Below are 18,850 nucleotides of genomic sequence, written 5' to 3'. Positions count from 1 at the left end.
GAGGAAGCATCGCATGGCACTCAGATCGAACAAAGTCACTACCGGGCAATTGGCAGCGGGCGCGCGGGCGCTGTTTCGCGCCGGTGGCGTAAAGGGCAGCGATTTCGGCAAGCCCATAATCGCGGTCGCCAACAGCTTTACCGAATTCGTGCCTGGGCATGTCCATCTCAACGGTATCGGGCGCATTGTCTGCGATGCGATCTGGGAGGCCGGCGGCATCCCTCGCGAGTTCAACACGATAGCGATCGATGACGGTATTGCGATGGGGCATGACGGCATGCTCTATTCGCTACCTAGCCGCGACCTGATTGCGGATTCGATCGAATACATGGTCAACGGCCATTGCGCCGATGCGCTGATCTGTATCTCCAATTGCGACAAGATAACGCCCGGCATGCTCATGGCAGGGATGCGCCTGAACCTGCCGACGATCTATGTCTCCGGCGGACCTATGGAAGCTGGCAGGATCGAGGTGAATGGCGCGACGCACCGCATGGACGCGACCGACACCGTGATTTCGTCGCTCAACCCCGAGCATCTGGGCGGGAAGGTGCAAGAGGTGGAGGAGAATGCCTGCCCCACCTGCGGTTCGTGCTCTGGCATGTTCACCGCAAATTCGATGAATTGCCTGGCGGAAGCGCTGGGGCTGGCTCTACCGGGCAACGGTTCGTTGGTCGCGACCCACGCGGATCGAGGACGCCTCTACGAATTGGCTGGGCGCACGGTAGTGGACATCACCAAGCGATATTACGAGCAGGGCGACGAGAACGTGCTTCCTCGCTCAGTCGCAACTCGCAAGTCGTTCCTCAACGCGATGGCAATGGATATCGCAATGGGCGGATCAACCAACACCATCCTGCATCTGCTGGCAATTGCCGAGGAAGGCGGCGTCGATTTCTTGATGGCAGATATCGACAGCTTGTCGCGCGAAGTGCCGTTTCTGTGCAAGGTCGCGCCGGCTACTGCCGACTACTTCATGGAAGACGTGCATAAAGCCGGCGGCGTGCTGGCGATTATAGGCGAGCTCGAGCGGGCGGGCAAGATCGACACTTCGGCGCGACACCTCGCCGAACCTGGCGGCTCGCTCGGCGATGTGCTGAAGAAATGGGACGTCAAGCTGACCAAGGACGAGGCCGTAATCCAGTGGTATTCCGCTGACGCTTCGGGTGTGACTGGGGCTCAAGCTCTGTCGCACGAAACCCGCGGTGAATTAGATCTCGACCGCGAGAGCGGTTGTCTGCGCGATGTCGACCACGCACACTGTCAGGAAGGTGGTCTCGCCATCCTATATGGCAACATCGCCCGCGACGGCTGCGTCGTGAAAACCGGATCGGTCAAACCTCACATGCTCAAGTTCGTCGGGCGCGCTCGTGTGTTCGATGCGCAGGACCCCGCCGTTGCTGCCATCGGTAGGGGCGATGTAATCGCACCCGGGGACGTTGTCGTGATCCGCTACGAGGGGCCAAAGGGTGGTCCAGGCATGCAGGAAATGCTGATGCCGACCACGATCCTCAAGGGCATGGGTCTGGCTGAAAGCTGTGCGCTTATCACCGATGGACGCTATTCTGGCGCAACCTCGGGCCTGTCAATCGGGCATATTTCGCCCGAAGCGGCGGCTGGAGGCGAAATTGCCCTTGTCGAAGAGGGCGACCAGATTGAAATCGACATCCCCAATCGCAGCATCAACCTGCTGGTCGATGATGAGGAACTGGCGCGGCGCAAGGCGGAAGAGGATGCGCACGCCAAGGGCTGGATGCCAAAAGGCATGCGCAATCGCCAAGTCTCGAACGCGCTCAGGATCTATGCCCATTTCGCAACCAGTGCCGATCGCGGCGGAGTGCGACTGCCCCCGGAAGGTGCCTGAGCCGTGCAAGCGACCATCGCCATGAGCCAGCCACTGCCGCTGACAGAGATGAACCTGGCCGGGCAGCACCTTCGCTTTGTGCATGCACAGAATGCCCTGGCGATCCCTCCTGATGCCGTAGTCTATCTGGCAACTGCCGTCGATCCGGTCGACGAGAAAGTGATCGGCGCCTTTCCGGAGACGATCGGCCTCATCGCCAATCTCGGTGTCGGCTATGACAACATTGATCTTGCCGCTGCCGCACGCCGTGATCTGCTCGTCTCGAACACGCCGGTCGTTACACAAGATACCGCGGATCTCGCGTTTGCATTGATTCTTGCTGCGGCCCGGCGAGTGGGCGAAGGCGAGCGTTTCCTGCGCCGAGGTGACTGGGGCAGTGTCCCACTGCCTCCGCTCGGAACGCGCGTTCACGGCGCTACGCTTGGGATCGTAGGATTTGGCGCAATCGGCCAAGCGATAGCGCGCCGAGCCACCGGCTTTGGCATGACAATTCTCTATCACAGTCGCAGCGAGATACCGGAAGCCGCCAAGGACTTGGGAGCTATGTATCGAGCCGACCTGCTTGCGATGCTCCCCGAATGCGACATCGTCTCGATCAATGCCCCATTGACTCCCGAGACACGCCACCTGATCGATGCCAGAGCTCTTTCGTCCTGTAAGCATGGCGCGATCTTGGTCAACACGGCCCGGGGCGAATTGGTCGATGAGGAGGCTCTCATTGCGGCCCTCCGGTCGCGGCAAATAGCCGCCGCCGGACTCGACGTTTTCGATGGCGAGCCGAGAGTACAGAGGGAACTGCTCGAAATGGAACAGGTTGTGCTTACCCCGCATATCGGCAGCGCAACCGCGCATTGCCGCAGCGATATCATCCAGCGCGGACTTGGAAATATCGCCAGCTTCCTTGCCGAAGGAACGGTGATTGATCCAGTCCTCCAGCCGCGAGCCTTCTCGTGATCTCGGCGCTCGGCCTACTAGCCAGCCTCGCGCTGCTGATCACCCTCGCGCTGCGGGGGGTGAACATCATTCTCGCTTCGTTGCTGTGCTCGCTGATCGTGATCGTTACCAGTGCGCTCCCCTTGGGGGAGACGCTCGACCAGAGCTATCTTTTCGGCAAGCTCGGTGCCTTTACCTTCGCGGGGCGTTTCTTCCTGCTCTTTGTGGCTGGAGCGATGTTTGGCCGGGTTATGGGCGATAGCGGCGCAGCAGCTAGCATCGCCTTGGCGCTTGTTCGCAAGCTGGGGGCCGAGCGCGCGCTCTGGATCACGGTGTTGGCCTGCGCCATGCTCACCTATGGTGGAGTGGTAGTCTTCGTGGTGATCTTCGCTATGTACCCACTTGGCTTGCGCCTGCTCCGCGAAGCCGACATTCCCAAGCGCCTGTTCTGTGCGGCGCTGGCACTGGGCGGCGGCACGTTCACCTTGACCGCGCTGCCAGGAACTCCGTCGATCCAGAACATAATTCCAACGTTGTCGCTTGGCACCGATCTATATGCCGCACCGCTGCTCGGCTTTGTGGGGGGCGCGATCATGTTCGGTTTGGGCATGACCTATCTCGAATGGCAGCGCCGCAAGGCGAAGGTGGCAGGCGAAGGGTTTGATCCAGCACCGGGCGATCCGATCGGCGCGCTGGTCGATGCCGATGGCAAGCCACTGAAGGAGGTGTTGCCCGCGCTGATCCCGTCGATCTTGCCGCTCGTCGTCGTGATCGCGATCATCGTCTCACCGAGCGTGCTCGGCGATGCCATGCCCGCGACGCTCGCCACCTTCGCCAAAGCGCAGCCCGTCTTGTGGCCATCCCTGGCCCTCTTCATCGGCAGCCTGCTTGGTCTGGTGCTGTTTCATGCGGTGCGCACGCGGCCGCTCGCCGTGGCAGGAGAAGGAATGCAGGACGCAGTCGTGCCTCTTTTCGCAACTTCGGTGGTGATCGGCTTTGGCGGGGTGGTTGTCCAGACCGCGGGCTTCGGCAGCTTTGCTTCAGCGCTCATGTCCTTCGACAGCTATCCGCTGCTGTCGATGTTCGGCGCGGTCAGCACGGTTTCCGGCATCACCGGATCAGCATCCGGCGGGCTTCAAATCTTCATGGAAACGCTCGCGCCGAGCTACCTCGCCATGGGCATTGCACCAGAAGAGCTGCATCGTCTCGCGGTTATGGCAAGCGGCGGCTTCGATTCATTGCCGCACTGCGGAGCGATCATCGCAATGCTCGCAATCACCCGTTTGACGCACCAGAACGCCTATCGCGATGTCGCGGTGGTGACGGTGGTCATCCCGGTGATCGCGACCCTGTGCTGCATCGCCATTGCATCGCTCACCTGAGGTTGCAGGGGGTCGCAGGAGAAATCGAGTTCGATAAAACCACCGCGGTCGCTGCCATTAGACACGACATGGTGGATAGGCGCCATTAGTCAGACCGCTTGGCAAGAACCTTGCCTGGGTTGAGCAGGCCCTTGGGATCGAGCGTCGCTTTGAGCAGGCGCATCAACTCGATCTCTTGGGGGTTGCGGGTGACATGCAACCAATCGCGCTTCTCGAGGCCGATCCCATGCTCGGCCGATATTGATCCGCCGAATTCGGCAAGCGGCGAATAGACCAGTTCTTCGACGCGATGCCGAGCTTCCTCGCTCCACGGTCGCGGGGCTACACCAATGTGCAGATTGCTATCGCCGAGATGCCCGAAGGTAACGACCCGGGCCTCATCGCCCCACTCTCCCGCTACTGCCGCTTCGAGGTCGCCGATGTATCGGTCCATTGCCGCGATCGGGAGACTGACATCGAAGATCGCGACCGGTGACACAACATGCAACAGACCCTCGACGTCTTCGCGAATGTTCCAGATGGCCTTGCGCTGGGTATCGGAGGACGCAATGACGGCATCGGCGACCAGCTCTTCCTCCAGCAACGCTGCGATCAACTCGGTGAAGAACTCCCAGTCGCGCTCGGGGTCCATACCCGATGCTTCGACAACGACGTAGAATCCGTAGTCACCCGACAGAGGCGGCGAGTGCCGCCCGCTCTCGACGGCGACTGTGCGGTAATGCGACCTCCACATCACCTCGAAGCTCGTCAACATCGGCCCGAGCTTGCCCGAAACCTTACCGAACAGTGTCATCACGTCTTCAAACGATTCTACGCCAAGGAGCGCGGTCGAAGTGGTCAACGGTTTGGGATGCAGGCGAAGCACGGCCTTCGTCACCAATCCAAGCGTTCCCTCAGTTCCGATAAACAGTTGCTTGAGATCGTATGCGGCATTGTTCTTCAGCAGCGTATTCATGGACGAGACCACGGTTCCGTCAGCCAGAACCGCTTCGAGGCCAAGTATGTTCTCGCGCGTCATCCCGTAACGGATAACCTGGTTGCCGCCGGCATTGGTGGAGATGGTCCCCCCGATGGTCGCCGAACCCCGTGCACCGAGATCGACCGCATAGATCAGCCCGTGCTTCTGTGCCTCTTCCTGTGCGAGTTGTAGCGGCACGCCGGCCTCGACGGCCATTGTTCGGCCCACCGGATCGACGGTGATCACGCTTCGCATGCGTTCGAAAGAAATCTGTACCTGCTCGCCCGTCGCATCGGTTCCGTGAACGAGGCCGGTCAGCCCACCTGCACCGACCACCGGCTGGTCGTTCGCATGGCAAAGGCGCAAGACCTGCGACAATTCATCGGTCGAACGGGGGCGCACGATGGCGACAGCCCCGCAACTGGACTGGCCGAGCCAATCGCCAGCCCGCGTCGCCAGATCCTCTCCGCAAATGACACCGGATTCACCGCAAACTGCACGAAATTGCGATAGCAGTTCGTCTTTCATGCCCTTTCGCCCAGATCCTGCAACAGCGCACCCCGATCGACCTGGCTGGCATGCGGATATCCGCTCAATCCCAGTGCTGTTTTCATGTCCAGTTTGAACATCGTGAGCAGGCGCAGCAGCCCCGCCTCACCCTGCGCTGCCACAGCGTAGATCCAGGGACGGCCGATCATCACTGCTCGCGCCCCCAACGCAAGCGCCTTGACCACATCCTGACCTGACCGCACACCGCCATCGACGATCAGGGGCAAGTCGTCATGCAGGGCATCCGCGACCCGGGGAAGCATTGCAGCGCCCGATGCGACACCATCGAGTTGGCGCCCACCGTGATTGGAAACGACCAGGGCATCGGCTCCAATCCGCTTGGCGTCACGCGCGTCCTGCGGATCGAGAATGCCTTTGATGATCAGCTCCCCTTTCCATTGATCACGCAGCCAGGCGATGTCTCCCCAGTTCACGGACGGGTCGAACTGGCTGTCCACCCATTCCTTGAAATCGGTCAAGGCGCGCGCCGCTGGAGCGTATTGGGCGATATTGCCGAAAGTCAGTGGCCCGCCGCGCAAAGCGACATTCCACAGCCAGTGTGGATGGGAGAAGTACTCGATCGGTCCGCCGCGCAGCTTGCCCCAGGTGCTCGTTCCGCCGCCCAATCCGTTGCGGATATCGCGGTATCTGGTCCCGACCACACTGAGATCGACAGTGAAGACCAGCGTGCGCACACCGTATTCCCATGCTCGCCTAAGGATTTCCTGAACGACGCCGCGATCGCGCAGCATGTAGAGCTGATACCAGGCCGGTTTATCGGACACGGCCGCGACCTCGTCGATGGGACAGATCCCGACCGTCGAGAGGGTGAAGGGAATGCCCATGGCGTCCGCGGCTCGCTTGGCCTGCACTTCGGCGCGTCGCGCCATCATCCCCGCCATGCCGACCGGCGCGAGTATGACCGGCAAAGCCAATTCCTCGCCGAGCAGTTCGATTTTCGTGCTCGTATCCGAGATGTCGCGCATGACTCGCTGGCGCAGCCGCAGCTTCTCGAAATCCTCGACATTGTCGCGCAAGGTGACTTCCGCTCCGGCTCCGCCATCGACATAGTCAAACAACGAGCGCGGCAGGCGCTTCTCGGCCCTGCGTCGAAAATCCTCGACGCTGGCGGGAACAAGATCGAGCGTTGGCATGGTGTGTGACTAGAGGATGGCTTCGATCAGGCGCGGCCCCTTGTGGGCCAGGGCTTCAGCGAGTGCCTCGTGCAATTCCGCGACTGTTTCGGCCTTTTTCGCAGGTACGCCCATGCCTTCGCTCAGCGCGACCCAGTCAAGGGCGGGATTTCTCAGGTCGAGCATGGAGAGAGCCTTCGGGCCCGGGTTTTGGACGCCCACGCGCATCAGCTCGATATTGAGGATCGCATAGCTGCCATTGTTGAGGATGATGGTGGTCACATCCAGATTCTCGCGCGCCATCGTCCACAGCGCCTGGAGAGTATACATCCCGCTTCCGTCAGCCTGCAGCGCCAGCACCTTGCGGTCCGGACAGGCAACAGCGGCACCAGTTGCAAGTGGCAGACCCTGGCCGATTGCACCGCCCGTGAGCGTCATCCAATCGTGCATCGGTGCACCGGCTGTCGCAGGAAAGATCATCAGCCCGCCCGTTGCCGCTTCGTCGGAGACGATCGCATTCTCGGGCATCATCGCACCAATGACCGCCCCGAGCTTTGTCGGGTCGAGCTTGCCTTCGACCTCCGCCGGTCGTGTCGCTTCTTGGACCAGAGCAGGCTCTGCCGGGGCGCCCAGTTCATCTGCCAGGCGCGTCAGCGCATCCTCGGCTTCCTCTTCCATCGAAGCAAGCCGGACCAGCCGAGCGCCCTCGGGTGAAAGCCAACTGGGCTTGCCCGGATAGGCGAAGAACGAGACCGGTGGCTCGCTGCCGCAGAAAACGATAGTCTTGAAATCCTTGAGGTATTCCTCGCCCTGCTCACCGAAATACGGCAGGCGTTCGACCGCGACGCGACCGGCACCACGCTCCAAGCGGGTAGGAAAAGTTTCGCAAATCAGACGCGCGCCCGTTGCGGCGGCGATGCGACCTGCCTGCGTTAGCGCGCCTTCGCGCAAGGCCCGGCCACCTAGGAAAATCGCCTTCGAACCGTCCGCTGCGCCCAATGCTTCGGCCGCGTCCTTGATCGCGCCCTCAGGCACATTGGCAGGCGCGAGGATGGCAGCTACGGCAACCGGGGCGCTGCCTTCATTCCACGCGTGATTAGCGGGTGTCACTACGGTCGCGATCTTGCCGGGGTAGCTACTGGCGACGCTCCAGGCCTCCGCCCCCACCTGGGCGAGATCGCGCTCGGAACGAGAAACCTTGAGCCAGTGCGACATCGGCCTGGCGACGCCCTCGAGGTCGCTGGTGAGCGGCGAGTTATATTGCAGATGGTAGGTTGCATGATCGCCGACTATGTTGATGATCGGCGATCCGGCACGCTTGGCATTGTGCAGATTGGCCAGACCGTTTGCCAATCCTGGACCGAGGTGCAGCAAGGTGGCCGCAGGCTTGTCCGCCATCCGGCCGTAACCGTCTGCAGCCCCTGTCACCACACCCTCGAACAACCCCAGTATGGCGCGCATGCCGTGCTGTTGATCGATCGCGGCGACCAACTGCATTTCCGAGGTCCCTGGATTGGCGAAGCATACGTCCACGCCGCAACCGGCGAGTGTTTCGATCAAGGCTTCCGCACCGTTCATCCTGCTCTCCATCTATCAAGCGTGGACCGGAAGTCCGGCGCCCCGCATTGTCGCATTTCCCTACCAGCCAAGGCTATCAGGAAATGATCTTCCAGAACATTGCGAGTCTTGCAGGATCAATTTTGCTCCAGGCGTCTTAGTCATGGTTTAGGCGGGGCGCAGGAACACCTCTCATCGTCGCCGAACTTTGAATCGCCATCATGAACCGCCGTCAGTGCGACAAATTCGCGCGGCGCCAGTCGCGCGGTGACATGCCGGAGCGGCGGGCAAAGGCGCGGGTAAACACACCAGACTCGGCATAGCCAAGAGCTCCCGCGATTTCAGAGATCGAGGTCCGTGTTTCTCGCAGCAGGCGGCGGCCCATCTCGTATCGAACATCGTCGAGTATGGCTTGGAAGCTGGTGCCCTCAGCCTTGAGCCGACGCTGCAATATGTGTCGCTTGAACCCAATTCGCCGCGCAATTTCGTCGAGGTGGACCAGTCCGCTCTCAAGATTCTGCTGGAGTATCTTGCGCACTTCCGAACTGAGATCCTCTCCCAATCCTTCCTCGATACTCTCGACATGCTGTTCGAGTATCTTGAAGAGCCCCGGGTCCGATTGACGCAGTGGCTTGAAGAGATCGGCAGTCTTCAATTCCATCGCCGTTATCGTCTGTCCGAAATGGACCGGACAGCGAAACACCGCCCGATACGGTTGCAAGTCGCGCGGTGCAGAATGCTCGAAATAGACCGCTACCGGATCCCAGGTCTCGCTCAATGCTGATCGCATGAACTGACAAGCCAATCCGATCGCAAGTTCGGTCTGTTGTATCGCCGCATCCTCTGCCACTCCAGAAAGGCCATGCATCCACAAGGCCACTGGACCGTCGGCTTGCAATCTGGTCATCGAACCAGTGTCGTGAGTACGGAAGTGCCGGATCAACCGATCGACCGAAATGCTGAGGTTGGGAGCATGCCGCACCAGATAACCAACCGCCCCTAGCTTCTCGAAGGTCTGCCTTTGCGAGAGCAGCAAACCGAAGTGGTGCAGTCCGGTCGCTTGGGCGGCGAGGTTGAGCGCCCGTCTGTAAGCGCGCGTCGTAATGGTCATGTCGGGCTGGTTGAGGACCTCGTCCTCGATACCAGCATTCGTTAGGATGGGTTTCGGATCATACCCCAGCTCCAGCAGTAGGCCGCGAAAACCCTCCATGCTGCCACCCCGGATGATGGGCCCGTCATTGCCGCCCACCTGCGTCCTTCTCAATCTGTCGCGCGAGTGCATCCTGCCCTCCGTTAGCTGCGCAGGATTGCCGTGCTGTCGAGGATTGTCAAAGCATGCCACCTCAAGGCTCCCATGCTGATGGAGGCATTGCTAGCAGGTGGGAGACTATGAGCGACGATGCCAACAGGGGTTGCGCGCGATTCCTCGCAAGCATTGACCAACTTCGGTGAAAAAATGGTGCCCAGAAGAGGACTCGAACCTCCACGCCCTTGCGAGCGCCGCCACCTGAAGACGGTGCGTCTACCAATTCCGCCATCTGGGCACACAGGCGAGTCGGTCATCCAATGCCGTCTCGCGGGTAGGAGCGCGCCACTAGCGAAGCACCACCTTGCCTGTCAACGGCTGTTTCGCGCCCGCAGCCCCCGGAACGCTTGCAGTCCAGCCTGCGTTACGGCAATGCGCCCGGCATAAGTCACGATACTCAAAGCAACGGATCTCGCATGGCCCACAACGCCCCCCTGCAGGACAAGCTCGTCACCGTTCTCGGCGGAAGCGGCTTCGTCGGAAATTACGTCGCCCAAGGCCTGCTCTCGCGCGGGGCGCGCGTGCGCATCGCCAGTCGCCATCCCGAAAAGGGCTGGTCGCTCAAGCCGCTGGCCAATCTCGGCCAGCTTCAGTTCGCTCGCTGCGACATCACCAACGAACGCAGCCTGCGCGCGGCCGTGAGCGGATCCGACGCGGTGGTGAACATGGTCGGGAGTTTTTCCGGCGACCTCATGAAGCTGATGGGACATGCAGCCGGAGACGCCGCCGAGACGGCCAGGGAAGCGGGCGCGACTGCGCTCGTCCATATCAGCGCGATCGGCGCAGACCCCGCATCCGCATCGGTTTATGGCCGCGCCAATGCACTGGGCGAAGAACTGGTCGGCAAGGCGTTTCCCAACGCCACCATCATTCGGCCTTCAGCACTGTTCGGCAAGGACGACAATTTCGTCAACATGTTCGCCCAGCTGATCAAGTTCTTCCCCGTGCTGCCCGTATTCGGAGCGGATTCAACCCTCCAGCCGGCCTATGTCGACGATGTTGCCGAGGCGATCGCGATCGCCCTCAGCGATCCAGCCAGCCACGGCGGCAAGACCTACGAACTCGGCGGCCCAGAGGTCATGACGATGATGGAACTCAACCGCCGCATTGCGGCAGCGCAGGGGCGCAAGCGCAGTTTCATCGCCGTGCCCGACGCGGTTTCGGCACTCACCGCAGCGCTGCCCGGAACCCCGATCAACAATGATCAATGGTCGCTTCTGAAACAGGGCAACACGGTCTCGGGCGACCATCCGGGGTTCAAGCGGCTCGGCATCGAGCCCAAGCCGCTGGGCCTGTTCCTAGAGAAATGGATGGTGCGTTACCGCAAGCACGGCCGCTTTACCGGTCGCCATGCCGCAGCCGGCTGAGCGAGGCTAGGCGTCTTCCTCAGCCTCGGGTGGCGGCAATGCCGTAGCCGGCTCGACGATCAGGATCGCACCGTCATTGCCGATAATACGCACGCGGGTTCCGATGTCGAGTTCGGGACCGCGAGCGAGCCATTCGCTGTCGCCATGCTTGATCCGCCCCGTGCCGTTCTCGATCGGCTGGGTCACGACCGCCATTTCACCGACAAGGCGGCCGCCGCGCTGGTTGAGCAGCGGATCCGAGCTGGTGATGGGTTGGTCGCGCAGGATACGCTTGGCGCTGAAGGCGGCGATAAGCGAAAGCGAGACGAAGATGACCACCTGGGCGGGAAGCCCGATCCCCAACCCGAAGGTCAGCATGCCGGTTATGATCGCGGCCACAGCCAGCCAGATCAAGTAGACGCCCGGCACCATGATCTCGAGCGCGGCGAGGACCAGGCCAATGCCGATCCACACCCAATGGGCGTCGAATCCGCCTAGACTGTCCATCAGCTGTCACCCGAGCGCGGGACGCTCGCCCGCGGCCGGCTCGAGGGCAGCTGTTGCCCCGAACGGCTGGGATCCGAGGTGGTGACATTGCCGTCCTTTCCACCGACGGCTTCGCGCACGAGCTCGCCGATACCACCGAGCGAACCGATCAGCTGGGTCGCCTCGACCGGGAAGAGAATGGTCTTGGCGTTGGGGCTGTCGGCGAACTTGCCGACCGCCTTGGTGTATTCCTGCGCGATAAAATAGTTGATCGCCTGATTGCCCGAAGAGGCGATCGCATCCGACACCATCTGCGTGGCCTTGGCTTCCGCCTCGGCAGAGCGCTCGCGCGCCTCGGCGTCGCGGAACGCCGCTTCCTTCTTGCCTTCGGCAGAGAGGATGGCCGACTGCTTTTCGCCTTCGGCACGCAGGATGCGGCTGGCGCGTTCGCCTTCGGCCTCGAGGATTTCGGCGCGCTTGAGGCGTTCAGCCTTCATCTGGCGCGCCATCGCTTCGGAGATGTCGTGCGGCGGGCGGATGTCCTTGATCTCGACGCGGGTGATCTTGACCCCCCACGGCGAGGTGGCGTGATCGACCACCGACAAGAGACGCGCATTGATTTCGTCGCGCTTCGACAGTGTCTCGTCGAGATCCATCGAGCCCATCACCGTGCGCAGGTTGGTTGTCGTCAGCGCCATGATCGCGGCGTAGAGATTGTGCACCTCGTATGCTGCCTTGCCCGCATCGAGCACCTGGAAGAAGACCACGGCATCGACCCCGACCATCGCGTTGTCGCGCGTGATGATCTCCTGCCCCGGGATATCGAGCACCTGTTCCATCATGTTCACCTTCTGCCCGACGCGGTCGAAGAAGGGGATGAGCAGGTGGAGCCCGGGATCCGCCGCTGTCGTGAAGCGGCCGAAGCGTTCGATCGTATAGACATAACCCTGCTTCACCACGCGCACCGCCATCAGCAGGAACACGACCAGCAGGAACATCAGCGCAACCAGCACGAATTCCATTACGAACAAACTCCCATTTTCCGTCCCATACGCCAGCCTAGCCCGCGTCGACCGCAAACCCAAGCAAAAGCGGAGCTTCCCGCGCCGATGGACAAGCTCGAAAATGCGTTGCAACATGCCACGCAAGGGAGAGAGAATCATGGTCAAAGCTGGATGGGTGCTGGCGCTCGCGCTGGTCTTGGGTGCATGCGGAGAGCGGGCGGCGGAACGCTCCGATCCCGCAACCGAAGGCGTGACCGACGCGATGATCGCGGCCGGCGTGGGCGATGAGTGGCTGTCCTATGGCGGCGGATATGACGAGCAGCGCTTCTCCCCGCTCGAACAGATCAACGCCGAGAATGTCGGCGAGTTGGGGCTCGCCTGGTTTGCCGATCTCGACACCGCGCGCGGACAGGAAGCCACCCCGCTGATGCATGACGGGACGATTTTCGTCTCGACCGCCTGGAGCATGGTGAAGGCCTATGACGCCAAGACTGGGGCGCTCAAGTGGTCCTACGATCCGGAGGTGCCGCGCCAGGTGCTGGCGCAGGTCTGCTGCGACGCGGTCAATCGCGGCGTCGCGCTCTATGGCGACAAGGTCTATGTCGCCGCGCTCGACGGGCGCCTCATCGCGCTCGACCAGAAGACCGGCGAGGAGGCCTGGTCGACAGTCGTGGTTCCCGACCAGGATAACTATGCGATCACCGGCGCTCCGCGCGTGGCCAAGGGCCTGGTGCTGATCGGTAGCGCAGGCTCCGAGTATCGCGCCCGCGGGTTCCTCGCAGCCTATGACTGGAAGACCGGCGAGGAGGTGTGGCGCTTCCACACCGTCCCGGGCAATCCCGCAGACGGGTTCGAGAATGCGGCGATGGAGAAGGCGGCCGAAACCTGGGCCGGGAACTGGTGGGAGTTCGGCGGTGGGGGAACCGTGTGGGATTCGATCACCTTCGACCCTGGCACCAACCTCGTCTATTTCGGCACCGCCAATGCCGAGCCCTGGAACCCGGAGGTCAACGACCGCGGCGATGGGGACGCGCTCTACACCGCCTCGGTGGTCGCGGTCGACGCGGACACGGGCGAGTACGCCTGGCATTTCCAGGAAACCCCCGAGGATCGCTGGGACTTCGATTCCAACTCGCAGATCACCGTGGCCGATCTCGAAGTCGATGGGCAGCAGCGCCGCGTAGTCATGCACGCGCCCAAGAACGGTTTCTTCTATGTCCTCGATGCCAAGACCGGTGAGTTCCTCTCGGGCGAGGCCTTCGGGGTGGTGAATTGGGCCGACGGGCTGGACCCTGAGACGGGGCGCCCGAACATCGTGCCGGAAGCGCGCTACGAGAAGACCGGCGAGGTGTTCATCGGCACGCCTGGGCCCTACGGCGCCCACACCTGGCACCCGATGAGCTACAGCCCGCGAACCGGGCTGATGTACATTCCGGCCAACAACACCATGCAGGCATATCTGGGGGACGAGGATTTCGAAGGCTCGGATATCGGCTTCCAGATCGGTTTGGACGCCGGGGCCGTTTCGACCCCCGCCGATCCCAAGGTCCGGAGCGAGATACTCGCCGCCATGACGGGGCATCTCCTGGCGTGGGACCCAGTTACGCAGAAAGAGGCGTGGCGGGTCGAGTATCCGGGCCCGTCGAACGGCGGGACACTCTCGACTGCGGGCAATCTCGTGTTCCAGGGGACCGCGAGCGGCGAGTTTCGTGCCTATGCCGCCGATACTGGCAGGCAGCTTTGGTCGTTCCCGTCACAGACCGGGATCATCGCCGCGCCGATGACCTATGCCATCGACGGCGAGCAATATGTTGCCATCCTGGTCGGCTGGGGCGGCTTGTGGGACGTCAATTGGGGCATCGCCGCGACCAAATCAGGCTACACGCCCAACATCAGCCGCCTGATGGTGTTCAAGCTGGGCGCGAACGGCCAGCTGCCGGCGGTGCCGCCATTGGCCGAGCGGGTGCTCGACCCGCCGGCGTTCAAGGGCACACCTGAGCAAGCGACACGAGGCCAGGATCTTTACGGGAGATACTGCAGCGCCTGCCACGGCGATGCGGCAATCGCCGGAGTGCTCAATCCTGATCTCAGGCATTCGGCGACCCTGACCAGCCCGGAAGCGATCCGCTCGATCGTGGTCGACGGGGCGCTGGAGCATAACGGCATGGTCAGCTTCAAGACCGCAATCAAGGCGGAGGATGCAGAGGCGATCCGCCAGTACATCATCAAGCGTGCCAACGAGGACAAGGCGTTAGAAGGGACTTGATGGGCGCTGCCGACCCATCGGACATCCGCAATTGGCAGCGCAGGCCGGACGGGATCACCACTTCGGGGAAACTGGAGCCGGGCGATCCCGCGCGGTTGGCCGCGATCGGCGTACAGCATGTGGTGAACCTCGCTCTTGATGAGCATCCCGAGGCGCTGCCGGGAGAGGCCGAACTGCTGGCAGCGGTCGGCATCGGCTACACCCATATCCCGGTCCCGTTCGACGCGCCGACGAGCGAGCATGTCGCTCGGTTGCGAGACGCGATCGCAGCGGCCGACGGCCCAATCCACGTCCATTGCATCATGAACTATCGCGTTACCGCCTTCATGTATTTGCTCGACCTGGAGGGCGGCACTCCCGAGCCGGAGGCACGCGGGCGTATGACCGCTGTATGGAACCCGCCCGAAAGTGACGAACCTGCCGCCCGCCCGTGGAAACGATTGATTTTAAAGAGTTAAAATTCCTCCATCTAAGGCCGAATCCGCGCTGATATTGCACGAAAAAGCGCCATGATTGGCCCGAGATTCCCCGTCACATTCCGGCCATTTTTTGCGCTTGCATTTGGTTTCAATTGAGAGCAAATCCGCTTTTGCTACGAGGCGAATCGGCCCCGCCGGTCACGTGCAAGGCTTGTTGAAGTCTGGCGGTGACCATGCTCTGCGGGCCCGCCTTTGGGGGTTCTTGAAAAAGTGAAAACGATCATGAAGGGCGCGCTTCGCGCTTCGACCGGTCATGCCTGGCTTGCATTTGCGGCCACGACTGGTCTTGTCCTTGCATCCCCTGCCTACGCGCAGGACGATCAGGAAGATGCGGAAAGCATCGCAGAAACCGAAACCACCGCGGATACTGCCAATACCATCGTCGTTACCGGTTCGCGCATTGCGCGTTCGGCGGCGATCGACGGCACCATCCCGATTACCGTGGTGAGCAGCGAAGACATTATGGACACCGGCCAGATTTCGGTCGGCGACCAGCTCAACCAGCTGCCTCAACTCCGCTCGACTTTCAGTCAGGCGAACTCGACCCGCTTCATCGGCACCGCGGGCATGAACTTTCTCGATCTCCGTGGCCTTGGAACCGAGCGTACGCTCGTTCTCGTCAATGGGCGCCGCCACGTCTCCACTTCGCCGGGTACTTTCCGGTGGGACGTCAACAACGTTCCGGCCGACCTCGTCGACCGGGTGGATGTCGTCACCGGAGGCAACTCGGCCATTTACGGATCGGACGCGATTGCAGGCGTCGTGAACTTCGTGCTGCGGCGCGAATACGATGGAATCCAGTTGCGCGGACAGATGGGCATTTCGGACGAGGGTGACAGCGCGTCGCACTTCGTCAGCGGGATCATCGGCAAGAACTTCGGCGACGGCCGGGGCAACATCACCTTTGCCGCGGAATACGCCAAGCAGGATGCGCTCTTTATCCTGGAGCGCGAACAGGGGCGCGACCGCCGCCAGTTCCAGCTGGTTCAGAACCTCGGCGCTCAGTTGAACCCTGCCAACGGTCCGATCCGGACGACCGGCGAACCTGCGACCGGTGACGGCATACCCGACACCGCCTTCATTGGCGGGCTCCAGCGAGTCAGCACCTCGGTTGGCGGGACCTTCACCGCAGTATGCCCGACGGCTGCTGCAACCGGCGAATCCGCCACTGCATTCGCAGCCCGCCGGGCGATCTCCTGCAGCGGGATCTCAAACCCGGGCAGCACCAATGCGCTAAGCCAGTTCGGCAATGCCTTTGCCTTCCTTCCCGACGGCACCTTGACCGCCAATGGCTGTGTCACCGACTTCCGCGGCTTCGGCTCGGGCAACTGCATCGGCGGTCTCGGTTCCACCCTGCGCGAGAGCGGCATGTTCCAGCCGGAACTCGAACGGATCAATGCGACAATGCTCGCAAATTTCGAGGTATCCTCGGCCTTCGAAGCGTTCCTCGAAGCGCAATACACGCATATTGATGCACTGCAGGAAAGCTCGCCGACGTTCGGTGCTCAGACCTTCAGCATCAACAACCCGTTCCTGACGACCCAGGCGCGCAACCTCATCCGCAGCTTGAGTTCGCCGACGGCGACGACCTTCAGCATGGATCGGCAGAATCTCGATTTCGGGGTTCGCGGCGAAGATCACGAGCGCGAGACCTTCCGTGGGGTGATCGGCTTCCGGGGCGATCTGAGCGACAATCTGCGTTACGAGATTTCGGGCAGCTACGGCCGCTTCGAATCTTTCTACGCGACCTCGGGCAATTACATTCGCACCCGGTTCGCCAATGCGATCAACGCAGTCCTGGCCCCGGCCACATATTCCGGTCCGTTCGCGCTGAACGCCGCCGGCCAGCGTGTGGCTTGTTCGATCAACGTCGATGCGAACGCGGCCAATGACGATCCCGCCTGTATCCCGGTGAACCTGTTCGGCGCGGGCCAGGTGAGCGAGGAATCGCTCAATTACTTCGGCTACACGTCGACCCGCGACCAGACCAACGAGCAATACATTCTGTCGGGCTTCATCTCGGGCGACACGGGTGCGTTCTTAAACCTGCCGGGTGGCCCGGTCGGGTTTGCCGTTGGCGGCGAATACCGCGTCGAGGACCAGTACGGTGCCTATGACGATGCAACGGCGCAGGGACTGACGTTCCTGAACCTGCTGCCGGAGTTCAATCCGCCCAAGTACAAGATCAAGGAAGCCTTCGCCGAGCTTCGCCTGCCAATCCTGGCCGGCATGCCGTTCGCCGAAGAACTGACGGTGGAAGGCGCTGCCCGCGTATCCGACTACAATCTCGGCACGACCGGGACGGTGGTCGCCTACAACGGTGGCCTGATCTATTCCCCGGTCCGGGATATCCGACTGCGCGCCAGCTATCAGCGCTCGGTCCGCGCACCTTCGTTGGGCGATCTGTACTCCTCGCCCACGCAGACCTTCATGAACAATTTTGCCGATCCCTGCGGTCAGCAGAACATCAACAACAACCCGTTCCGTGTTGCGAACTGTGCGGCGGCCGGAGTTCCGACCACGCAGACCTTCACCACCGGCGGGGTGACGACGACCGAACCCTTCACCAACCGCCCGTCATCGGGCATCGGTGCAGCCAACCGCGGCAACCCGGAACTGCAGGAAGAAACCGGCACCAGCTTTACCCTGGGCGTGGTGTTCCAGCCGAGCATGCTTCCGGGCCTGACGCTGTCGGTCGACTATTACGACATCGAGATCAAGGATGCGATCAACACGCTGGCGCCGGCCACGGTCGTCAACCAGTGTTACGACAGCTCCAGCGGGATCGATAACCCGTTCTGTGCCGTCATTACCCGACTTCCGAACGGCACGCTCGCCGGGCAGAACAACGTCTTCCATAACGGCAACGTCGTTGTCCTGAACAATCCCGGATTCGCGAGCCTTGGCCAGCCTTTCAACTACGCCAAAACCGATACCAAGGGGATCGACGCCGATCTGAGCTACAGGCACGATTTCGGAGAAGATTCGAACCTGACGTTCCGCGGTATCGCGAGCTATCTGATCGCACGCGATACCTATACGGACGTTACCGATCCTACCTTCCGCAACCGGCTCAAATCGGAGGTGGGCGATCCGGAGTGGCGATTCCAACTGTCGACGAAGCTCAAGCTCGGCGACATCAGCATTGGCCATCAGTTGCAGTATATCGGGAAGCAGATCGTCAACTGCTGCCAGTACGAGACCTTCTTCGGTATTGACGGTCGCGCACCGCTCGATCCGGATGCAACGCCGTTCCCGTACTACCCGGAACGCTGGTACCATGACGTGCGCTTCGAATTCGACGCGACCGAGGACTTCAAGTTCTACATGGGCGTGGACAATGTGACGGATACTCTTCCGCCATACGACATGCTCGGTACCGAAGCGGGTTCGCTCTACGATCCGACCGGTCGCTTCTTCTATGCCGGCGTTCGCGCCAAGTTCCAGTAACACTCTATCGGACCGGGTTTGCGCCCGGTCCGAGACCTGCTTGCACGACACTTCCAGTCCTGTCGTCGTGCATCGGATGGGTCGGGGTCAAGCTCCGACCCATTTTCTTTCCAGATCCCGTCTGGGAGAGCCGTAGA

13 protein-coding genes and 1 tRNA gene are annotated in these 18,850 nt (G+C 61.8%); 7 read left to right on the top strand and 7 right to left on the bottom strand.

The features are described from left to right. Positions 1-13 precede the first annotated feature (13 nt). From ilvD to P7228_RS07850, 3 genes are read left to right on the top strand one after another with little or no spacing between them, the layout of a single operon-like run. A complete protein-coding gene (gene ilvD / locus P7228_RS07860; protein ID WP_278017656.1) occupies positions 14-1,864 on the top strand; it encodes a dihydroxy-acid dehydratase in 1,851 nt (616 codons plus the stop codon). A gap of 21 nt (positions 1,865-1,885) precedes the next feature. Continuing rightward, positions 1,886-2,818 carry an NAD(P)-dependent oxidoreductase gene (locus P7228_RS07855; protein WP_278017655.1) on the top strand — a complete coding sequence of 311 codons (933 nt, stop codon included), beginning with the start codon at positions 1,886-1,888 and terminating at the stop codon, positions 2,816-2,818. Next, entirely contained in the window at positions 2,815-4,179 is a 1,365-nt protein-coding gene (locus P7228_RS07850; protein WP_278017654.1) for a GntP family permease, read from the top strand. Before P7228_RS07855 ends, P7228_RS07850 begins: the two co-directional genes overlap by 4 nt. Positions 4,180-4,264: 85 nt before the next feature. Here P7228_RS07850 and P7228_RS07845 read toward each other — a convergent pair whose 3' ends face one another. The 5 genes from P7228_RS07845 to P7228_RS07825 all read right to left on the bottom strand — a co-directional run bounded on the left by P7228_RS07845 (position 4,265) and on the right by P7228_RS07825 (position 9,920). Next, the gene (locus P7228_RS07845; protein ID WP_278017653.1) at positions 4,265-5,665 is read right to left on the bottom strand and encodes an FAD-binding oxidoreductase; all 1,401 of its coding nucleotides are present in this window, start codon (positions 5,663-5,665) and stop codon (positions 4,265-4,267) included. After that, positions 5,662-6,840, bottom strand: a complete 1,179-nt coding sequence (locus tag P7228_RS07840) for an L-lactate dehydrogenase (RefSeq protein ID WP_278017652.1) — start codon at positions 6,838-6,840, stop codon at positions 5,662-5,664. Before P7228_RS07840 ends, P7228_RS07845 begins: the two co-directional genes overlap by 4 nt. Positions 6,841-6,849: 9 nt before the next feature. Further along, positions 6,850-8,397, bottom strand: coding sequence for an acetolactate synthase large subunit (locus tag P7228_RS07835; RefSeq protein ID WP_278017651.1), 1,548 nt, complete (start codon positions 8,395-8,397; stop codon positions 6,850-6,852). A gap of 211 nt (positions 8,398-8,608) precedes the next feature. Beyond that, a complete protein-coding gene (locus P7228_RS07830; RefSeq protein ID WP_278017650.1) occupies positions 8,609-9,658 on the bottom strand; it encodes an AraC family transcriptional regulator in 1,050 nt (349 codons plus the stop codon). A 175-nt stretch (positions 9,659-9,833) separates the two neighbouring features. After that, positions 9,834-9,920, bottom strand: a tRNA-Leu gene (locus tag P7228_RS07825). 178 nt (positions 9,921-10,098) lie between these two features. Here P7228_RS07825 and P7228_RS07820 point away from each other — a divergent pair. Then, on the top strand, positions 10,099-11,049 hold the full coding sequence (locus P7228_RS07820; RefSeq protein WP_278017649.1) for a complex I NDUFA9 subunit family protein: 951 nt from the start codon (positions 10,099-10,101) through the stop codon (positions 11,047-11,049). 6 nt (positions 11,050-11,055) lie between these two features. Here P7228_RS07820 and P7228_RS07815 read toward each other — a convergent pair whose 3' ends face one another. Beyond that, a complete protein-coding gene (locus tag P7228_RS07815) occupies positions 11,056-11,535 on the bottom strand; it encodes an NfeD family protein (protein ID WP_278017648.1) in 480 nt (159 codons plus the stop codon). After that, the gene (locus P7228_RS07810; RefSeq protein WP_278017647.1) at positions 11,535-12,536 is read right to left on the bottom strand and encodes an SPFH domain-containing protein; all 1,002 of its coding nucleotides are present in this window, start codon (positions 12,534-12,536) and stop codon (positions 11,535-11,537) included. The genes P7228_RS07815 and P7228_RS07810 overlap by 1 nt, the downstream gene beginning before the upstream one ends. 139 nt (positions 12,537-12,675) lie before the next feature. Here P7228_RS07810 and P7228_RS07805 point away from each other — a divergent pair, with 139 nt between their 5' ends. The 3 genes from P7228_RS07805 (at position 12,676) to P7228_RS07795 (ending at position 18,713) form a co-directional block, all read left to right on the top strand. Continuing rightward, entirely contained in the window at positions 12,676-14,784 is a 2,109-nt protein-coding gene (locus tag P7228_RS07805) for a PQQ-dependent dehydrogenase, methanol/ethanol family (protein WP_278017646.1), read from the top strand. Next, positions 14,784-15,242: a protein tyrosine phosphatase family protein gene (locus P7228_RS07800; protein WP_278017645.1), complete on the top strand. Its 459-nt coding sequence runs from the start codon at positions 14,784-14,786 to the stop codon at positions 15,240-15,242. Before P7228_RS07805 ends, P7228_RS07800 begins: the two co-directional genes overlap by 1 nt. 243 nt (positions 15,243-15,485) lie before the next feature. Continuing rightward, positions 15,486-18,713 (top strand): TonB-dependent receptor domain-containing protein, encoded by a 3,228-nt coding sequence (locus P7228_RS07795; RefSeq protein ID WP_278017644.1) that lies wholly within the window; start codon positions 15,486-15,488, stop codon positions 18,711-18,713. Positions 18,714-18,850: the final 137 nt, after the last annotated feature.

The sequence above is a fragment of the Altererythrobacter sp. CAU 1644 genome (assembly GCF_029623755.1).
Lineage (GTDB): Bacteria > Pseudomonadota > Alphaproteobacteria > Sphingomonadales > Sphingomonadaceae > Erythrobacter > Erythrobacter arenosus.
This window is presented reverse-complemented; position numbering and strand designations above follow the sequence as displayed.

Bases quoted from the DNA above. Each gene is read 5' to 3' on its own strand.
- ilvD (WP_278017656.1), top strand. From the start codon at position 14: ATGGCACTCAGATCGAACAAAGTCACTACCGGGCAATTGGCAGCGGGC.
- P7228_RS07855 (WP_278017655.1), top strand. From the start codon at position 1,886: ATGAGCCAGCCACTGCCGCTGACAGAGATGAACCTGGCCGGGCAGCAC.
- P7228_RS07845 (WP_278017653.1), bottom strand. From the start codon at position 5,665: ATGAAAGACGAACTGCTATCGCAATTTCGTGCAGTTTGCGGTGAATCC.
- P7228_RS07840 (WP_278017652.1), bottom strand. From the start codon at position 6,840: ATGCCAACGCTCGATCTTGTTCCCGCCAGCGTCGAGGATTTTCGACGC.
- P7228_RS07835 (WP_278017651.1), bottom strand. From the start codon at position 8,397: ATGAACGGTGCGGAAGCCTTGATCGAAACACTCGCCGGTTGCGGCGTG.
- P7228_RS07830 (WP_278017650.1), bottom strand. From the start codon at position 9,658: ATGCACTCGCGCGACAGATTGAGAAGGACGCAGGTGGGCGGCAATGAC.
- P7228_RS07820 (WP_278017649.1), top strand. From the start codon at position 10,099: ATGGCCCACAACGCCCCCCTGCAGGACAAGCTCGTCACCGTTCTCGGC.
- P7228_RS07815 (WP_278017648.1), bottom strand. From the start codon at position 11,535: ATGGACAGTCTAGGCGGATTCGACGCCCATTGGGTGTGGATCGGCATT.
- P7228_RS07810 (WP_278017647.1), bottom strand. From the start codon at position 12,536: ATGGAATTCGTGCTGGTTGCGCTGATGTTCCTGCTGGTCGTGTTCCTG.
- P7228_RS07805 (WP_278017646.1), top strand. From the start codon at position 12,676: ATGGTCAAAGCTGGATGGGTGCTGGCGCTCGCGCTGGTCTTGGGTGCA.
- P7228_RS07800 (WP_278017645.1), top strand. From the start codon at position 14,784: ATGGGCGCTGCCGACCCATCGGACATCCGCAATTGGCAGCGCAGGCCG.
- P7228_RS07795 (WP_278017644.1), top strand. From the start codon at position 15,486: ATGAAGGGCGCGCTTCGCGCTTCGACCGGTCATGCCTGGCTTGCATTT.